The following is a 17,781-nucleotide window of genomic DNA, read 5'->3' on the forward strand; positions in this document are numbered from 1 at the left end:
CATCTTCAACTAAAAATTTAACAAAATGGCTAAGAAAGTATTGATCACCGGATCCAATGGAGGATTTGGGAAACTGACCGTCGAAACCCTCCTGAATGCCGGACATCAGGTAGCGGCTTCCATGAGAGGAATAAATGGTAAAAACAAAGAAACTGCTGAGGCACTAAGATCTTTGGGTGCAGTGGTAGTGGAAATCGATGTAACTTCTGACGAAAGTGTGAATGGTGGTGTAAAGGAGGCAATTGAACAACTGGGTGGACTTGATGTAGTTGTGAATAATGCGGGTGTTGGTGTTTCCGGCATGCAGGAGCATTTCACCATAGAGGATTGGCATAAATTGTTTGATGTAAATGTGTATGGCGTGCAGCGAGTAAACAGAGCTGTATTGCCTCACCTGAGGTCTCAGCACTCGGGTCTCATTATTTATATTTCAAGTCTGCTTGGGAGAATCGCACTTCCTTTTTATGGACCATACAATGCTTCGAAATGGGCACTGGAGGCAATGGCTGAAAACTACCGGGTGGAACTTTCCCGATTTGGTATTGAAAACGCAATTGTGGAGCCGGGTGGTTTTGAAACTACCTTTTTTGGCAACCTGATACAGCCTAGCGATAGCAGTAGAAATGAAGCCTATGGAGATTTTATGAACATGCCGCAACAAATGGGTGAAGGTTTTGGTGAAGCACTCGCTCAAAACGATGCACAGAATCCTCAAAAAGTAGCTGATGCGATTTTGGGCCTCATCGAAGCTCCAAAGGGACAAAAACCTTTCAGAACCCCAGTAGATTATATGGGCATGGGTGATCCCATTAAGCCATACAATGATCAACTAGAGGAATTGACGAAAGGCATCTACGGCAATTTCCAGATAGACGGGATGCTCAACGTACAATAAAGTATTACAAACTAAATTAACCTGGTTCGAGATGAGGGTAAAAAGAAAAACGCCTAAAATCCCCTCCTTGGAGGGGTTGGGACGGTCCGCCGCAGCGGTGGGTTTGAAAGAAAAAAAATTCTTTTTTATCAAATTTCATTCAAAAATGACCAGTTTAACTAACCCACCTCTCCCTCCTCCCAAGAGGAGACTATTTGTGTCATTTTTGAATGGAATTTGGAGTTCTTATCCCGAACTCACGTTAAGTTAAATTACTGATCCAGCCACTGCTTAAAGGCAGTGGCTTTTTCGCTACTGACTAAAATTTGCTCTTCAGAAAAATGACTGAGCTCTACTAATAGTTTTCCCTTGAAGTGCTTATGGACAGTAGTTATAAAATCCGCATTCAGAATGAATTGACGATTGGCCCGATAGAAATATTTCGGGTTCAATTGCTCGGAAAGCTCATCCAGGGTAAAATCCGAAAGGTAGGTCTTGCCACTATTCGTAGCAATATGAACCACCCCATGCCTACTGTGGAAGCATACAATATCTTCTGTGCGTATGGCCAGCATTTTGTCTCCCTGCTTCACCAAAAACCGACTTTTATAGGTGGTTTCATTCAGACTAATCTGGCTCAGGAGAGCCGCCATATCAAATCCGTCGTTTGAAAACGACCTCTGTAGGGATTGATACTTGGTGAGGGCGCTTTTGAGCTCCTCCTTTTTTATCGGCTTTAGCAAATAATCAATGCTATTGACTTTGAACGCCTTGAGCAGGTATTCATCAAATGCGGTGGTGAAGATGACCGGACACTTCACATCAATTTTATCAAAAATCTGAAAACTGATCCCATCGCTGATCTGAATATCCATGAGTGCCAGATCTGGAGCCTGATGATTGGACAGCCATTTCACGGTATCCTCTACCGTGTCCAGCACCTCCACTATTTCGATGGTTGGGTCTATCTCCAGCAGAATTTTTTGCAGCCTTCTAAATGCCGGTGCTTCGTCTTCAATGATCAGGACTTTCATGTGTATATAATTTGTTTTTTAAAGGCCACATGGAATGTCCGGCTAGCTTGAACCTGCATCAAGTCGAGATTTTTACCCGGATATTCATCTTCGGTTGGTATAGCTCGCTTTATGGACATTTCATGTGTAAAGGTTTAATTTTCAAAAGGCACACATGGAATTCGCATAAGTATATTTATCCACGGGGTTGGTGTTTCTCAATTATGCTCATTTCATGCGAGTTTGAGATCTTTTTCTTCCAGCAAATCTATCAGCGGGACAGCCACCATAAAGTTGGTTGCGCTGGTGATCACATCAATCTCCTTGCCCCCCATAATCCGGTATCTTTCCCGGATATTGACCAGTCCGGTTTTGGTCGATTTCTCCAGGGAATCCTTCGGCTGGAGGTTGTTTTTTACAATCACCGACTTACCGTTTTCAATATAAACAGCTATATGAAGGGGCTTTGCTTTGGACACCACATTGTGCTTTATGGCATTTTCTATCAGCATCTGAAGAGTCAATGGCGGAATGGTCAGTTGGAGGTATTTATCATCTACCTTAAAATCAAATGTCAGATTGTCCGGGTAGCGCATCCTCAGCAAAAACAGGTATGATTTCACAAAATCCAGCTCCTCATCCAGCCGCACCAGCTCCCGATCCTTATTGTGCAAAATATATCGATAGACCTCAGAAAGCTTCTCGGTAAAAGCCACAGCCGCATTTGGATCCTCAGGGATGATTGAAGTAAGCGTATTCAAACTGTTGAACAGAAAATGGGGGCTCATCTGGTTTTGGAGTACCTCGTACTGTGTCCTGATCTGCTGGTTTTTTAACTGCTCGTAAAGAAAAAATTGCTCCTTCCACTTCTCAAAAAAATAGAACGCTTCATACGAAAGGGAAACTACTGCCGCCACGACAAAATTGAAGGGAATGTACCTAACATGCTCCTCCATGGTCATCAGGTCCTTCCAGGAGACGAAATCAAAAATGATTTTGAGTGGAATGCCCCCGATGGACATCCAGATGATGACACTCAAAGCTGTGAGCGAGAGCCTTCGTTTTGTCCGGCTGATCTCTGGGAATTTTCTCCTGAAAAAGAAAATGATGGCACAAGCACCATTCCAATATACTGCTGTAAAACACAGGGAAACAGCGTAGTGAAACCACAATGGCGTTTCTGCCATGTGATCATCACCATCATTCAGCGTAGCTAGTATGGCCACCAGAAAGATGCCAATCCATCTGATATGTAGTTCTTTCAGCTTCATTCTCCCATAAATATAGGCTTATCACCAGTTTGAAAAATCTGAAATGAGCATGAAACAGCCAATCTGTATAGTGAAGCATGTGAAATCCCCATTGAAACCAGATGCCGGCTCAATTCACCCAAAAAACAATTCATACTACTAAACTGCTGTTTCAACTGACTAAAACAGGAGCTGGCAATGCTTTGCGTTTCTATGGCAGGAGGTTGGTCGTAGGTTAGCATCAAAATCAACACTCACAAACAATGAAACGATCAAAAGCTATCCTAATTACGATTCTGGGAATTCTCACATCCATCGTCAGTTTTGCTCAGAATCAAACAGTAAAGGGAATTATTCTTGATGCTCAAGCCGAATACGCACTCATTGGAGCCACCATCCAGCTGGTTGGGTCGGATCCCATTCAGGGCGCTGTGGCGGATGTCAATGGAGAATTCCGAATTGAAAATGTGCCCGTTGGCAGACAGACCTTTGCCGTGACCTATATCGGATATAAAAGCATAACACTTCCAAATGTATTGGTCACTTCGGGAAAAGAGGTCATACTCAGAGTACTGCTGGAGGAGTCGGTGGAGAAACTGGAGGAAGTAGTGGTAACTGCTTCTGCCGATAAGGATTTGCCAATCAATGATCTGGCAAAAGTAAGCGCCCGAACCTTTAGTTTGGAAGAAGTGACCCGGTTCTCAGGAGGCAGAAACGATGTAGCAAAACTGGCCACTTCCTTTGCCGGGGTAAATGCCACCAACGATGCAAGAAACGATATTGTGGTGCGGGGCAATTCCCCGATTGGACTACTGTGGAGAATAGAAGGTATTCCAATTGCCACCACAAATCACTTTGCCACGCAGGGTACTACGGGTGGGCCCGTCAACGCACTGAACACCAACCTGCTCCGAACCTCAGACTTTCTCACAGGGGCTTTTCCTGCAGAGTATGGCAATGCCAATGCAGCAGTTTTTGATGTGTTTTTTAGAAATGGGAATACTGATAAGTTTGAGTTTACGGGACAGATGTCTGCATTCAGCGGGCTGGAGTTTATGGCCGAAGGGCCCATCAGCAAAAAAAACAACTCATCATTTGTAACCTCCTACCGATACGGGATTGCAAGCCTGGCAGCAACGGGCACCTCAGCCATCCCATACTATCAAGACCTCTCCTTCAAAGCCAACCTTGGCGATACTAAAATCGGCAGATTCGAACTTTTTGGCCTGGGTGGGAAAAGTAGCATCGATTTTCTGGGAGATGAAATTGACGAGAATGATCTCTTTGCAGACCCATCGCAGGATGCCTTTGTAGAAAATGAACTCGGCCTTATCGGATTGGCACACACCCTTCGGCTTTCTCAGAATACATATTTGAAAACCTCATTCGGTGCATCCACCAACTACAATCAATATGAGCAGGACAACCGGATGCTGGATGCAAACGATGAACTGATTGGAAAATACCGAGCGACTAATGTTCGAAACAGGGAAAATAGGTATACCGCCACCACCACACTCAACACGAAGTTCAATGCAAGATGGAGCATGCGAGCAGGCATTCTAAATGAAATATATGATCTCAAATTCTTTGTGGAAGATCGTGATGATCGGGTGTCTATCCCTGACAATAACAACGATGGTGTACCAGATTACTTCCTCACTTCTACCGACGTGGATGAGTCTTACAGCCTGCTACAGACCTATGGTCAGGCAGAGTATAAACTCACGGATAACCTGTCTACCACTTTCGGATTACATGCCCAGTACCATGAATTCATGGATGATTTCATCCTTGAGCCAAGGGCAGCCATCAGCTGGCAGCAGACTCCAATTCAGCGATGGAGCATTGCATATGGATTGCACGGCCAGGCTATTCCCGCTCCTATTCTGTTCTATCAGGAAGAGGTTTCTCCCGGCACAACAGAGCGTACCAATGACAACCTTGGATTCATGAAAGCACATCACTTTGTTCTCGGCATGGATAGAAATCTTGCCCCGGACTGGAGGCTAAAGACCGAAGTTTATTATCAAAAAGTATTTGACGTGCCGGTGGAGCAGACTCCTTCCAGCTATTCGGTACTGAACGAGGGCAATGACTTCATCTTTGAAGAAAAAGGCTCGCTGGTCAATGATGGAACAGGCTTCAACTACGGTGTGGAAGCTACGCTTGAGAAATTCTTCAGCAGAAACTACTATATGCTTTTGACTACCTCCATTTTCGATTCTCAATATGAGGGTAGCGACGGAATTCAGCGAAACACGGTTTTTAACAACAACTACGTGCTGAATGTACTTTTCGGAAAAGAATGGAAGTTTGGTGCCAATAAGCAAAACGCCTGGACATTTGATACCAAGCTGACCACCTCTGGTGGGCGTCCTTATACACCGATTGATCTGACTGCAACCAGAGACAATCTGGGACGGGAAGTACGTATGGAAGATGTGGCATTCAGCCAGCGCTATGACGAGTACTTCCGATGGGACATGAAGGTGGGTGTGAGGCTCAACAGGCCAAAAGTTTCTCACCAATTTTTCGTGGATTTTCAGAACGTGACCAACAGAAAGAACGAGTTTATACGAAGATATAATCCTGTAACAGATAGAATCAATGTAGTAGAGCAGATCGGATTCTTCCCTGACTTGATGTATCGAATTCAATTTTAAAAACTATGGCAGTACTCATCTCAGAACACATCGAAACGAAATTCATGATTTTCAAGACTTCCCTTAAAAATGAAGATGACCTAAAATCCATCCGACGACATTTGGATGAATATGAGCAGATAAAAAGATGGGTGGTGGACCTGGAAGACTGGGAGCGGGTGTTGAAAATTGAGGTGACGGATAATCTTGCACCTCAGGAAATTGAGGATACCCTGGAGCTTCTGGGGTATGTATGCCGGGAAATGAACCATTAGAGCAGCTATTAGGTAGTAGTTTGGGTGAGATAGGAGCCTCGTTTCGTGCGGGGCTCTTATCTTTATCCACCATGGATCAGAAGCAATACGATTACGCCATTGTGGGTGCCGGAGCTGCCGGCCTTCAGCTACTGTTGAAGATGATTGCCGATCCATTTTTCAATGAGAAAACCATCCTTGTCCTTGAGCCGGATACCAAAGATGCAAATGACCGAACCTGGTGCTTTTGGGAAAAAGGTGTGACACTCTGGGATGAGCTGTCCACTCACACCTGGCCCAGGGGGCTTTTTATCAACAGAAAGGAAACGATCGATTTTGACCTGACCCCTTACCGATACAAAATGGTTCGTTCGGCCCAATTTTATACCTATGCCAAAGAGCAAATCCTTCGGGCTCGCCATGTAGTTTGGGTGAAAGAAGCGGTGACCAACGTAGCAGGACAAGAAATAACCACCATCAGGGACACCTACTTTGCAAACCACCTGTTTGACAGCCGAATCCCGAAAGAATTTAATCAGGTGAAAGATCGCTATCACTCGCTGATTCAGCACTTCAAGGGCTGGTTCATCAAGACTGAAAAACCGGAATTTGATCCGGGTACATTTACCATGATGGACTACCGACTGAAATGGAAGGATAGCACAAGCTTCACCTATGTGCTCCCCATATCTGAAAATGAAGCACTGGTAGAGTTTACACTCTTCAATGACACGATGCTGGAAAATGATGAATACGATCAGTTTCTCTCTTGCTATATTCAGGATTACCTGAAAATTGAAAACTATGAGATCACTGAGGTAGAGCAGGGACAAATCCCCATGTCGGACTACCCGTTTCATAAGCATCATGAAAAACACCTGACCAAAATAGGCACGGCGGGTGGCTGGGTGCGCCCCTCTTCCGGGTATTCCTTCAAAAATGCCGATCGATATTCTTCGATGATGGTAGAGAACATCAAACTTGGAAGAAAGCCGGAGCACGGTATAGCCACTTCCCGCTTCCGAACCTATGATTCCATTTTCCTCAATGTGCTGGCTTCCCGAAATGATCTGGGCGAAGAGATTTTCACCCGGCTCTATACCAAGCCTGCCATGCAATCGGTCTTTCGGTTTTTGGATGAGGAGAGTTCCTTTTCCGAAGATTTAAAGGTGATGTTTTCTTTGAACAGACCGCAATTTTGGAAGGCGTTCTTATCCACTTTTTGGAAGTAAAAAAATATTTATTTTTTCTAAAAACCCGGGTGACATAGGGTTGTCACTCCGGCGCATTTCTTTGAGTCATGTTTAACACTAAAAGTAAAAAAATGACAACACAAGAAGTAGCCAGCGAATTTGTGGCACTGTGCAAGGAGGGAAAGTGGGAGGAGTGCATCCAAAAGTTTTATTCACCTGAGATCAAAAGCATAGAGCCGGAAGGTGGTGCCTGGGGAACAGTGCAGGGTCTGGAGGCCATTGCCAAAAAAGCGGAAGAGTGGCATGGGATGGTTGAAGAATTCCACGAAAGTGAAATTTCAGATCCCATCGTTGCGGAGAATTTCTTCTCCATGACCATGAAATCCAAAGTGACCCTGAAAGGCATGGATCATCCCATCCATATGGATGAGATCTGTGTGTATGAAGTGAACGATGGAAAGGTGGTGAAGGAGCAATTCTTCTATACGCATATGCCCGAGTTTGCTTGATGCAGCGGGGGTGAAATGAATCATAAGACACGAACCGCCAGGGATGGCGGTTTTTGTAGTCTCCCATATCTTTGATAATCCATGACCTCAAGCCCTGAAATCCAATCCGTATTCTCCACCTACCCTCCTCAGGCTAGAAAAAAGGTCGGTCATCTTCGCTCCCTGATCCTAGAAACTGCTGACGAGATCGGCCTCACTGACCTTGAAGAAGCACTGAAATGGGGCGAACCCAGCTACCTCACCAAGCATGGCAGCACCATACGCATCGATTGGAAAGCCAAAACACCTGATCAGTACGCAATGTATTTTAAGTGTACCAGTAAATTGGTGCCTTCCTTTCAGCTTGCTTATGGTGACTTATTCAATTACGAGAATACCAGAGCCATTGTTTTCAAGCTGGATGATGAAATCCCGAAAAAGGAGCTGAAGGAGTGCATCAAGGCGGCTTTGACTTATCATAAAGTGAAGCATTTGCCGCTGTTGGGGTTGGGTGAGTGAAAGTATATTAACATCCCCCTGCCATCACACACTCCCATCGCACCCCCTTCAAAGGGGGAATAATGTGATCTAGATCAATTATCTCATTGGTAGAACAATCCCCTCCTTGCAGGGGGTTAGGGGTGGGTTTTATTAAACAACCTCCACCAGCAAGCCGGCATCCGTCTTGTTAACCTTAGCAAAGCCCCCCTGAGTGAGCTTCTTCATTGCTTTGTCCCATTTTTTATTGGATAAGCCTGATTGCTCTTTGAGGGCGTTTAGTTCCATGCCTCCAGCTTTTTCCAGCATCTCGAATACGGCCTTCTCATCGCCCTCAAGCTCCACTGCTTTGGATTTCACCTCCGGTCGCATCTGAGGGAAGAAGAGCACATCCTGAATCGAATTGGAGTTGGTCATGATCATTGTCAAACGATCAATACCAAGCCCCACTCCTGCCGTAGGAGGCATGCCAAATTCCAGTGCCCGGAGAAAGTCTTCGTCAAGCGTCATCGCTTCATCATCGCCACGTTTTCCAAGCTCCAACTGCTCCTCAAAGCGCTCCCGCTGATCTATCGGATCGTTGAGCTCGGAGTAGGAGTTCATGATTTCCTTTCCATTGCAGATCGCCTCAAAGCGTTCTACCAATCCTTCTTTGGAGCGGTGCTTCTTCGTTAGCGGCGACATCTCCACGGGGTAGTCGGTGATAAAGGTCGGCTGGATCAGGAGTGGCTCACACTTCTCACCGAAGATTTCATCGATGATTTTTCCTTTAGCCATGGTTTCATCCAAAGGCACCTCCAGCTTTTTGGCAGTATCTCTTAGTTGCGCCTCATCCATTTCAGAAATGTCAATTCCTGTAAAATGCTCAATAGCTTCAAACATGGTGAATCGCTTCCATGGCCGCTGGAAGTCGATCACATTTTTACCTACCTGCACTTTGGTGTCTCCGTGCAAGTCCATGGCCACCTTCTCGATCATGGCCTCCATCAAGTCCATCATCCAGTTGTAATCTTTGTAAGCCACGTAAAGCTCCACCTGGGTAAACTCTGGATTGTGGAATCGGCTCATACCTTCATTTCGGAAGTCTTTGGCGAATTCAAATACCCCATCATATCCACCCACAATCAGCCTTTTGAGGTACAGTTCATTGGCAATTCGCAAATAGAGCGTCATGTCCAGCGTATTGTGGTGCGTCTTGAACGGACGTGCCGCAGCACCACCATACAATGGCTGCAGGATTGGCGTTTCAACCTCCAGATATCCCTTGCTGGCGAGAAACTCCCGAATGGAATTCACCAATTTTGTTCTTTGGATGAATGTTTCCCTGATTTCCGGGTTCACGATCAAATCCAGGTAGCGCTGACGGTATCGTTGCTCAGGGTCTTTGAATGCATCATAGGTCTTTTTGTTTCCTTCCTCGTCCGTAGCTTCTTTCACAATCGGCAAAGGCCGAAGGGATTTGGTCAGCAGCTTCAGGCTAGTCACGTGAATGGAAATTTCTCCTACTTCTGTCTTGAAGACATACCCTGTGATCCCGATGATATCTCCAATGTCCATCTTCTTTTTGAAGATGTCATTGTAGAGCGAGGTGTCGTCACCCTCGGCTATGTCATCCCTCCTGATGTAGATCTGGATTCGCCCGGTAGAGTCCTGGATTTCGGCAAATGAAGCGGACCCCATAATCCGCCGGCTCATCAGCCTTCCGGCAATGGAAATATTTTTAAAATCTTCGGGTTTACTTTCAAAATTCTCTTTGATCTTCCTGGTTGTCACATTCACTTCAAATGACTCGGCAGGGTACGGATCCACCCCCATCGCCATCAATTCTTCCCTCGATTTTCTTCGTTGAATTTCCTGTTCGCTTAACTGCATTTTCCTGCTTGTGTTCGTATTACTATTTTTTTAGGCCGATTTTTTTCTTCTTTTCAGCTCCTTTTTGACCAGCATATATTCCCTGCCGCTTTGTCCGGCGATGGAGGTATTTTCTTCTGCTCGTCTAAACAGGTATGGCAGCACCTTCTCTACCGGTCCATAGGGAACATACTTGGCTACATTGAACCCCAGGTCGGCCAGTTTGAATGAGATGTTGTCGCTCATGCCCAAAAGCTGAGCAAATAAAATCCGGTTGTCTTTCTTCGAAATGCCCTGTTCTTCCATGAGTTGTACTAGCAACTGGGCAGATTTTTCATTGTGAGTCCCCGCACACACGCCCATTTTGTCAATGTGCTCTATGCAGAATCGAAGCGATTCATCATAATCCTTATCCACAGAAGCTTTGTCAGGATGAATTGGAGATTCATATTCCATCTCTTCGGCGCGCTCACGCTCCTTTTCCATGTATGCTCCCCTCACCAGCTTTACACCCAGATAATATCCGTCAGTTTGAGCCTGAATAAGCGCACGCTTCATCCGATCCAGCACATCGTGCCGATAAAGCTGATAAGTATTGTAAACCACCGGACGGTCCTTGTTATATTTTTCCATCATGCGGTAGGCCACCCCATCGATGAAATTCTGAAACCATGACTCCTCGGCATCAATCATGATCATCAGTCCCTTATCGCTCACTTTCTTCACAATTTCATCTACCCGAAGCTCCACGTTGTACAGCTTGGTTTTTTCGATTTCGGTCAGCTTCTCTTTGTTTTGGGCTTTTGTCATCAGATCAGTGGAGCCAAGCCCGGAGAGTTTCAAGACACAGAAAGGAATGTGGTCATTTGTTGCTGCAAAGTCTACCACTCGCAAAGCCTCATCCCTGGTGTCATTGTAGCCATCCTCATTGTTGATTCCCTCTACAGAATAATCCAGAATAGTCTGCACATTGTGGTCGCCCAACAGGTTGATGGTATGGCTGCAATCTTTGATGGATTCACCTCCACAAAACTGGTTGAATAGCGTACGCTTAATCAAACCCTTCACCGGCAACTTTACCTTCAAAGCCCAGGTGGTCATAATTGTTCCTATATTCACCATCCAGGGCTTACTCATACTTGCAAATACAAAATGAGAGTTTTTCAATTCACCGTTGGTGCGATGGGCAAATGCCGTTGCAGTATCATCGAAATTGATTGGATCTGATTGCATATTTTTGAAAATCGGTGTGCAAAGATAGCTAACAGATTCACACCATTATCTGTTTATAGAAATGTCTGACAATCTTCCAAAATACTTAGTGCTCTCATGCGATATCAACCACGACATGAGTGCTGCCATTGAAGCGATCCGACCGGACAAAATCGCCGTGCTGGTGGATGAAAATACGAAAAAATATTGTTTACCGCACCTGCACATAGCTACAGACATCATCATTGAAATTCAATCTGGCGAGCAAAATAAAACGCTGGATACCTGTATCAAAATCTGGGAGAAGCTCACATCTGCAGGATTTACCCGAAGGAGCCTGCTAATCAACCTGGGAGGGGGAGTGATTGGGGATATGGGTGGATTTGCTGCTACCACGTTTAAACGGGGGATGGCGTTTATCCAGGTGCCCACCACCCTGCTATCACAAGTGGATGCCAGCATTGGTGGCAAGCTTGGGGTCGATTTCAACGGATTGAAAAATCACCTCGGGCTTTTTCAGGATCCGGCAAGGGTTGTTGTTTTTACGGAATTTTTAGAAACACTTCCAAAGCGCGAGCTACGATCCGGCTTTGCGGAGATCATTAAGCATGCACTGATCCGCGACAGGCAGCAATGGGACCATCTCAGAAACACTCCCTTTGAACGTTTTAAATGGGATGAAATCATTCCCATCTCCATAGCTATAAAAAATAAAGTGGTGGACGAAGATCCAAGAGAGGGTGGTGTTCGAAAAATATTGAACTACGGTCACACCATTGGTCATGCGTTGGAGTCACATTTTCTCCTGTCTGACACACCAATCCTCCATGGCGAGGCTGTGGCATGGGGAATGATGCTGGAGAATGCAATTGCCGAGAAGATGGGGATTCTGAGCAAAGAGGTGAGCGATGAAATCAAATCTTACCTCGAGGGTATCTATGATTTTCCGGGGGATCTCCCCTCCTTTGCTGACCTTAAAAGGCATTTGCAGCAGGATAAAAAAAATGATGAGAAAGGAGTACGGCTTTCCCTTTTGGACAATAGGGGATCGTGCACATACAATGTGCTGGTAGAAGAACAAATATTAAGCGATGTGCTTAAATAAAAAGGTCTTCTTTGTCGCCACTATAATCATCTTGTGAAGTTTGCTGTTCCTTTTTCTTGGTGGTCTTTTTGGGAGAGCTCAAAAAGAAAGTAAGCGCACCTAATGCGATGGAGGCGAATATGGTTCCGATGGTACGTGATCTTGACATATTATAATTTATTGACATCTTAGCAACGTAAAAAGTTGTAAGCCTGTTGGTCAAAAAACCTGCCAAATATTGAAATATCGATTAAAAAGATATAATTCCCGACTAAGGGGCACTATTTCACTGGAATCTTCAAAAAGTGAAAGTAATCGTGCACTCCTGATCAATGCATTAGCAGGCGGACAAATCACTGATATTGGAAATTTATCCGGTGCGCGCGATACACAAACGATGCTGCGGCTACTTACAGAAAATCCGGAAACTTTTGATGTGAAAGATGCCGGCACCACCATGCGTTTTCTTACGGCTTACCTGGCACTGCAGGAAGGCGAGCAAGTGATTACCGGTACGGACAGGATGAAGAAACGGCCCATTGGCCCGCTGGTAGATGCATTGCGGGAAATCGGAGTGCCCATTGCCTATCTGGAGAAGGACGGGTATCCACCGATGCGAATTGATACACTTAAAGAACAGGCGGCAGATACCATTTCCATTCCTGGAAATATCAGCAGTCAGTACATTAGTGCGCTGCTCATGATAGCTCCCTGTCTGCCGAAGGGCCTGACGATCCATCTTACCACGGAGGTTTATAGCAAGCCATACATTAGGATGACGCTTGATTTAATGCGCCGTTTTGGAGTGGATGGAAAGTGGAAGGATAATTCCATAAGTATCGGCCCACAGGTTTATACTCCTTCTACCCACACCATCGAAGGGGACTGGTCGGGGGCAAGCTACTGGTACAGTTTCATGGCTTTATCTAAGCAGAAGGGATCTTTAAATCTGCCGGGGATTTGGAACTATTCATCTCAAGGCGATAATGAAATTGCCAACATAATGTACCAAATGGGGGTGATCTCCTATTTTGAGCCGGGAAGAGTGAAGCTGGTAAAAAGGGACAAAAAACAGGAGGAGCTCATTTTGGATTTTAAAAATTGTCCAGACCTGGCACAAACCGTGATGGTAGCAGCGGCTGCCTCAGGTATCACTTTAAGAATGACCGGACTTGAAAGTTTGAGAATTAAAGAGACCGATCGGATCTATGCCATGCAAACCGAGCTGGCGAGGATTGGTGCGCTACTTGTAGAAGAAGGAGATCAGTGGATATTGAGCACCGTGGGGAAATTACCTTCCTCTGTAGAAATCGAAACCTATGAAGACCACCGGATGGCTATGGCATTTGCACCGCTCTGTCAGCTAATGGATGTGACGATTGACGACCCAATGGTGGTAGAGAAGTCCTATCCGGGATTTTGGGAGGAGGTGAAAAAACTTGGTGTGGAGGTAGAGGAGTGCTGATTCAACTAATATTCTACCTCCAAATCCTTAATCTCCAGATCTATAAACTTACTTGCATGAAAGGTAGAAAACCAGACTCCACCTTTTTCAACCCAACCGCCCCAGCTTGTGCGAAGGCCACCCAGAGGTACATTTGAAGTCCAGAGCTTCCACGCTGTGGGGAAGCCCCTTTCATCAATAATCCACAGGTAGCTGTCTCCCGGAGTGACCCCTCCGGAGGTGTAGGTGACCAACAGCCCGCTACCACCTTCCACCTCAACAGTGGATCGTATCACCCCATCATCCCTAACTTTGAATGGCGCAATGAGCCAGAATGAATCGTTGAGAAAGTACTCATACGCCTGATACTCCAGTACACTATAATCCTCAGGTGACTGATTCATGTCCAGCACAAGGTCATTTTTATCCCACTGCACCCTCACCTTATTTTCTGCCTTGTTCCATTCATATGAATGTCCTCCTGGATAGGTGAAGGTGATCAGCTTCAATGAATCAAATGCTGGCTTGTTCAGTGCTGACAACATTTCATCCGCAAGCTGCTCTGCTGCCTGACCGTTCACTCCATTAGGCAGGGACTCATCCATGAACAAATAGGTGAGGAAGCCAATAATCAGAAGTGTGACTAGGCCTATGCCTAAAAATTTGAGAATTGATTTAATCATTTCGATGCTTGTGGATTTGTGTCAGGTTTAGAAGTTAAATTTAAAAGATCAACCTACACAAACCCAATCTATGATGTATAGAGCCATTGCTTTTTTCTTCGTAATTAGTTCATTGCCATGTTATTCCCAGCCGGAAACAGAAGTATATCTTGCTGATTTTTTGGAGGGTGATAATCCTGAAATAATCAATCCCAAAAATATTTCCAATAACCCGGGCTATGACAACCAGCCTTCCTTTTGGGGGGATAGCAAGTCATTGCTTTATTCCCGAACAGTGAACGGGCAAACGGAAATTGCCAGGTACTTTGTGGAGTCCGGCAATACCGAAATTATTACGAATACTCCTCAGGGTGGTGAATATTCTCCAACTCAAATGCCGGATGGTCGAATTTCAAGTATCCGCCTGGACACTACTGGGCTACAGTTGCTATACGCTTATAATCTGAATGGTAATCCACAAGTGCTCGTCCCAGAATTGGTGATTGGGTACCATGCCTGGATAAGCGATGGGGAGATTGTCACATTCGTATTGGGAGATCCGGCCACTATGCAACTAGTAAATACAAAAACAAGCCAGGCTAAAGTAGTAGCAGAGAATATTGGCCGATCGCTTCACAAAATCCCTAACTCAGGTTCATTCAGCTATGTAGATAAAAGTGGGGAAGAGTGGTTGATAAAGAGTATGAATCCGGAGACCGAAGAAACCCTGAACATTGCAAAAACCCTGGCCGGGTCAGAGGATTATTGCTGGACTCCAAGTGGGGTGCTCATCATGGGACGAGGGAGTAAGCTCTACTTCTTTTCCGATGAGGAGGACTGGCAGGAATTCGCTGATCTGGCTTCTAATGGAGTTGCACAAATCACGCGGGTATCCGTATCACCAGACGGACGAATGATTGCCATAGCTGGGCAGTAAATATCCGATTATCAGGATAGGCCTTGGTAAATATTGAGAGAAGTTATGGAAGAAAGTGGAGTGCCGCCGTGAGCAGTGCGGGAGGATTAAAAACCGCTTACCATGATTTGTATGCGTACAGTTGTAGATATGCCGTAAACAATCCTATGAATCGAAAAAAGAAATTTGCTTCAGGTCTGATATTGGGAATTGCCATGGGCACGGCCATCGGCGTGGCTACCGACGATCTAGCCGTATGGATTGGTGTGGGGGTGGCATTGGGTGCCGGAATGGGATCTGGCGGTAGAAAGGAACATAAGAACCAGAGTAGTGAAGAAAAATGAAAGGGCCACCTGAAACAGGTAGCCTTTTCATTTTGAGTTTTAGTCCTTGACCTCAGAGTTCATCTACAGATTTTTTGTACATCCTGAAAAACAGAAAGGGTAAGAAGCCTACCGCGAAAATCAGAAAACTGATTGCAAGCATTAGCCCGGCACCCATCATATGGAGCATCTTCATGGTTATTGAGGCAATTAGAAGTGCAATGGAAATTCCTCCAAAGATCCACTTCATTCGCTCAGAGAGCACCTCTCTTGCGAGATGCTTATACCGATTGATGAGAAAGACTGGCAGAAAAATACATACCACTCCGATTGCACCTAATCCCATTAGCACACCTGCTCCTGGCAAATGGAGAATTTTCATCAAAGTACCGGCTATCCAGGTCACTGTGAACAGATAGCCCACTACATACATTAGTCGTTTCATAAACATGATTTTTGAGTAATTGAGTAAAAAAATAGTTTCTTGTTGTATTTCATCCAGCCCATTAGGGGCCGTTTGTATATATGCCTTTTGTAGTGCTTTCTCAAAGGAAAGTCCTCTGTCCATTTCAATTTCCACCAGGCAGCAGAAGTGATCGATCAAGTCATCCTTAAGCACCTGATTTTTAATTTTACTGCTATTTATTTCACGGATAATTCGTTCTTCGTATTCTTCGGCTATCATATCACTGGTGCAATTTTGAATTCGTTAAAAACCACTTTTTCCATAGTCTTTATAAAGTCGCGCATCTCGTCCAAGAGAGTCTGCTTTTGCTCCTCCCCTTTGGCTGTGAGCTTGTAATACTTCCGAACTCGCTTCCCTATGCTGACCTCTTCGAATGTGAGGATTCCATCTTTGGTCATCTTGTGGAGTGCAGGATAGAGCGAGCCGTCCTTGAGGTGAATCTTTCCATCCGTTTTTTCTTTCACCATCTGCGAAAGCTCATAGCCATACATCTTTCCATTCTCCGATAGCACCTGTAGCACGATCACTTCCAGCGTTCCCTTCAAGAGTTCTTTTGAATATATCATTGGAGTTCTAATTTTAAATATTTATCAAACCATTCGATTATTTTCTGCAATACCTCATCCTGATAATTGGTCAATCCATGGGTATCATCCTCATATATAACTGACTCAAATGGCACATTGTAGGTAGTCAAGCTATCGAGAAATGGTGGGATTTGCTCATAGCTAACATGCTCATCTGCCTTGCTATGCAAGATCATCAGCGGTACATTTTTCGGAAGTTCATCCACCCAATAAGTCGCCGACCGGCTTCTCAATGCGTTCATCCTGTCAATATCAATATCCGGAATCAGCTCATTAAATACTTCAGTCATTTCAGGATGATACTTCGCTGTTATTTTCAAATCCACAATTCCACCAATGGCCGCTGCTGCCTTTATTTGAGTAAGATTGCCGCCTTTCAATGTCAGATAATTCATCATTCCTCCCCTGCTCAATCCAAGAAGGCCTACTTTTTCGGCATCCGCTTTGGGTATCTCTGGCAGTACTTTTACTAAATTAATCACATCATTTACATCACTTCCCCCGAATTCCTCTATTCCCTCAGTAGAGGAGTTGCCTCGATAATTAGAAGCAACCACCACATAACCTTTCGCTGCAAACCTTGAGAGTACATCCACTGAGGTGCCAACCAGCAATCGTCCAAGATCTCTGTTACCACCACGATTAAAGACAATTACCGGATAGCTGCCATCTTCTTTTGGTGTCACCATCAGTCCAGTAATCAGCAAACCATCGCTGAGGTAAGAGATTGAATAAAAATCAACCTTATCAAGATGTGTATATTGTTCAGGATGATGTTTTACCTTCTTGTAGATTGGGGTCTGGGTATAATCTATGCTCTTAACTTTAATCACTTCCCCCTTACTAAAAGATGCCTTCAGTTCATCAATAGTGTTCTGAGATGGTTCCTCTGTACAGCCGCTAAACAGACAGGCTAATACAATAATAAAAATTGTCCTTTTCATTTTGTTCCTTTTTTACATCACAAAGTAATACATCATAATACGATATATCCAAACAAATGCCTCAATATTTGATATAT

At 44.8% G+C, this 17,781-nt stretch carries 19 protein-coding genes; 10 read left to right on the forward strand and 9 right to left on the reverse strand.

Annotated elements, in window-relative coordinates; translation table 11 throughout:
* Positions 1-25 precede the first annotated feature (25 nt).
* A complete protein-coding gene (locus tag RLN88_RS09340) occupies positions 26-895 on the forward strand; it encodes an SDR family oxidoreductase (protein ID WP_350221129.1) in 870 nt (289 codons plus the stop codon).
* 251 nt (positions 896-1,146) lie between these two features.
* On the opposite strand, the gene RLN88_RS09345 is transcribed toward RLN88_RS09340, so the two are convergent.
* Together RLN88_RS09345 and RLN88_RS09350 are read right to left on the reverse strand one after the other, a co-directional pair.
* Positions 1,147-1,908: a LytR/AlgR family response regulator transcription factor gene (locus RLN88_RS09345; RefSeq protein WP_350221130.1), complete on the reverse strand. Its 762-nt coding sequence runs from the start codon at positions 1,906-1,908 to the stop codon at positions 1,147-1,149.
* A gap of 212 nt (positions 1,909-2,120) precedes the next feature.
* Positions 2,121-3,158 (reverse strand): sensor histidine kinase, encoded by a 1,038-nt coding sequence (locus tag RLN88_RS09350; RefSeq protein WP_350221131.1) that lies wholly within the window; start codon positions 3,156-3,158, stop codon positions 2,121-2,123.
* A 242-nt stretch (positions 3,159-3,400) separates the two neighbouring features.
* On the opposite strand from RLN88_RS09350, the gene RLN88_RS09355 reads away from it, so the two are divergent.
* From RLN88_RS09355 to RLN88_RS09375, 5 genes are all read left to right on the forward strand, one after another.
* Positions 3,401-5,803 carry a TonB-dependent receptor gene (locus RLN88_RS09355; RefSeq protein WP_350221132.1) on the forward strand — a complete coding sequence of 801 codons (2,403 nt, stop codon included), beginning with the start codon at positions 3,401-3,403 and terminating at the stop codon, positions 5,801-5,803.
* 5 nt (positions 5,804-5,808) lie between these two features.
* Complete coding sequence (locus RLN88_RS09360) at positions 5,809-6,057, forward strand: hypothetical protein (protein ID WP_350221133.1); 249 nt, start codon at positions 5,809-5,811, stop codon at positions 6,055-6,057.
* A gap of 71 nt (positions 6,058-6,128) precedes the next feature.
* Positions 6,129-7,268, forward strand: a complete 1,140-nt coding sequence (locus tag RLN88_RS09365) for a lycopene cyclase family protein (protein WP_350221134.1) — start codon at positions 6,129-6,131, stop codon at positions 7,266-7,268.
* Positions 7,269-7,360: 92 nt separating this feature from the next.
* Positions 7,361-7,738 carry a SnoaL-like domain-containing protein gene (locus RLN88_RS09370; RefSeq protein WP_350221135.1) on the forward strand — a complete coding sequence of 126 codons (378 nt, stop codon included), beginning with the start codon at positions 7,361-7,363 and terminating at the stop codon, positions 7,736-7,738.
* Between the two features lie 81 nt (positions 7,739-7,819).
* On the forward strand, positions 7,820-8,236 hold the full coding sequence (locus tag RLN88_RS09375) for a DUF1801 domain-containing protein (RefSeq protein ID WP_350221136.1): 417 nt from the start codon (positions 7,820-7,822) through the stop codon (positions 8,234-8,236).
* Between the two features lie 132 nt (positions 8,237-8,368).
* Here RLN88_RS09375 and lysS read toward each other — a convergent pair whose 3' ends face one another.
* A complete protein-coding gene (lysS, locus tag RLN88_RS09380) occupies positions 8,369-10,087 on the reverse strand; it encodes a lysine--tRNA ligase (RefSeq protein ID WP_350221137.1) in 1,719 nt (572 codons plus the stop codon).
* Positions 10,088-10,117: 30 nt separating this feature from the next.
* On the reverse strand, positions 10,118-11,299 hold the full coding sequence (locus RLN88_RS09385; RefSeq protein WP_350221138.1) for a proline dehydrogenase family protein: 1,182 nt from the start codon (positions 11,297-11,299) through the stop codon (positions 10,118-10,120).
* A gap of 61 nt (positions 11,300-11,360) precedes the next feature.
* Here RLN88_RS09385 and aroB point away from each other — a divergent pair, with 61 nt between their 5' ends.
* A complete protein-coding gene (gene aroB, locus RLN88_RS09390; RefSeq protein ID WP_350221139.1) occupies positions 11,361-12,383 on the forward strand; it encodes a 3-dehydroquinate synthase in 1,023 nt (340 codons plus the stop codon).
* On the opposite strand, the gene RLN88_RS09395 is transcribed toward aroB, so the two are convergent.
* The gene (locus RLN88_RS09395; protein WP_350221140.1) at positions 12,376-12,531 is read right to left on the reverse strand and encodes a hypothetical protein; all 156 of its coding nucleotides are present in this window, start codon (positions 12,529-12,531) and stop codon (positions 12,376-12,378) included. The genes aroB and RLN88_RS09395 overlap by 8 nt on opposite strands.
* A 69-nt stretch (positions 12,532-12,600) precedes the next feature.
* On the opposite strand from RLN88_RS09395, the gene RLN88_RS09400 reads away from it, so the two are divergent.
* The gene (locus RLN88_RS09400; RefSeq protein WP_350221141.1) at positions 12,601-13,827 is read left to right on the forward strand and encodes a 3-phosphoshikimate 1-carboxyvinyltransferase; all 1,227 of its coding nucleotides are present in this window, start codon (positions 12,601-12,603) and stop codon (positions 13,825-13,827) included.
* 5 nt (positions 13,828-13,832) lie between these two features.
* Here the strand turns inward: RLN88_RS09400 and RLN88_RS09405 are convergent, their stop codons facing one another.
* Positions 13,833-14,489: a hypothetical protein gene (locus RLN88_RS09405; protein WP_350221142.1), complete on the reverse strand. Its 657-nt coding sequence runs from the start codon at positions 14,487-14,489 to the stop codon at positions 13,833-13,835.
* 70 nt (positions 14,490-14,559) lie between these two features.
* Here RLN88_RS09405 and RLN88_RS09410 point away from each other — a divergent pair, with 70 nt between their 5' ends.
* Both RLN88_RS09410 and RLN88_RS09415 read left to right on the forward strand, forming a co-directional pair.
* Positions 14,560-15,405 carry a TolB family protein gene (locus tag RLN88_RS09410; protein WP_350221143.1) on the forward strand — a complete coding sequence of 282 codons (846 nt, stop codon included), beginning with the start codon at positions 14,560-14,562 and terminating at the stop codon, positions 15,403-15,405.
* Positions 15,406-15,428: 23 nt separating this feature from the next.
* Entirely contained in the window at positions 15,429-15,728 is a 300-nt protein-coding gene (locus RLN88_RS09415) for a glycine zipper domain-containing protein (protein ID WP_350221144.1), read from the forward strand.
* Positions 15,729-15,780: 52 nt separating this feature from the next.
* Here RLN88_RS09415 and RLN88_RS09420 read toward each other — a convergent pair whose 3' ends face one another.
* From RLN88_RS09420 to RLN88_RS09430, 3 genes are read right to left on the reverse strand one after another with little or no spacing between them, the layout of a single operon-like run.
* Complete coding sequence (locus tag RLN88_RS09420; RefSeq protein ID WP_350221145.1) at positions 15,781-16,392, reverse strand: hypothetical protein; 612 nt, start codon at positions 16,390-16,392, stop codon at positions 15,781-15,783.
* Positions 16,389-16,739, reverse strand: a complete 351-nt coding sequence (locus RLN88_RS09425; protein ID WP_350221146.1) for a PadR family transcriptional regulator — start codon at positions 16,737-16,739, stop codon at positions 16,389-16,391. Before RLN88_RS09425 ends, RLN88_RS09420 begins: the two co-directional genes overlap by 4 nt.
* Positions 16,736-17,704 carry an alpha/beta hydrolase family protein gene (locus RLN88_RS09430; RefSeq protein WP_350221147.1) on the reverse strand — a complete coding sequence of 323 codons (969 nt, stop codon included), beginning with the start codon at positions 17,702-17,704 and terminating at the stop codon, positions 16,736-16,738. The genes RLN88_RS09425 and RLN88_RS09430 overlap by 4 nt, the downstream gene beginning before the upstream one ends.
* Positions 17,705-17,781: the final 77 nt, after the last annotated feature.

The sequence above is a fragment of the Ekhidna sp. genome (genome assembly GCF_040223195.1).
Lineage (GTDB): Bacteria > Bacteroidota > Bacteroidia > Cytophagales > Cyclobacteriaceae > Ekhidna.